The sequence below is a fragment of the Vibrio sp. 1069 genome, from assembly GCF_033340555.1.
The window spans coordinates 1-722 of record NZ_JAWOWP010000334.1; the positions used below are offsets into that span (position 1 = coordinate 1).

Annotated in this window: 2 protein-coding genes; both read right to left on the reverse strand. The window is 48.2% G+C overall.

Going from position 1 to position 722, the window contains the following annotated elements; all coding sequences use genetic code 11:
- A partial coding sequence (locus R7040_RS26340; protein ID WP_318097558.1) for a response regulator occupies positions 1-442 on the reverse strand: 442 nt, incomplete at its 3' end.
- Between the two features lies 1 nt (position 443).
- A partial coding sequence (locus R7040_RS26345) for an ATP-binding protein (protein ID WP_318097559.1) occupies positions 444-722 on the reverse strand: 279 nt, incomplete at its 5' end.

The window sequence follows — 722 nt, forward strand, 5'->3', positions numbered from 1 at the left end:
CAGACAACTGTTGCAGTTGTTCCAACAAACTATTCATCTGAACATGGCTGTTGTCGCTTCCTCGTTGGCTGAGTCGAGCTTTGACTCGTTCACAGGTCGTCTGCAAACGAGCGTCGGAAATGGGTTTGAGCAGGTAATCTGCCGCATTTTGCTCAAACGCTTTAATGGCATAGTCATCATAAGCAGTAACAAACACGATCAAAGGCGGGTTGGCCAAACGATTGAGTTTTTGCGCCAAACTCATGCCACCTAACACGGGCATACGAATATCGAGAAAGGCAATATCAGGTTGGCTTTGCTCAATGGTTAGCAAGGCTTGTTCGCCATCAGCTACCTTGGCAACGATGTCCAACTCCGGCCACACTTCCGCGAGGCTTTTGTCGAGATGATGCCGCAATAACGGCTCATCATCGGCGATAATGGCAGTAAACCCTGTATTCATTTCACTGTTCCTTACTTGTCATTGGCCAACTCAAACGCACACTCACACCACCTTCGGAAGATTCACTGATCGACACCTGACCTTTGCCAGCAAATAAGGCATCCACACGCTGTTTAAGGTTACTCAATCCAATCCCCGAACCAGAGTGATTGCTGACGTGACTCAACCCCACGCCAGTGTCTTTCACTTCAATTTGCAACAGCTGTTTCTCTTGCTTTATCAGCAATTGGACTTCGCCACCTTCACGTTTTGGCTCGATGCCGTGAATAATGGCGTTCTC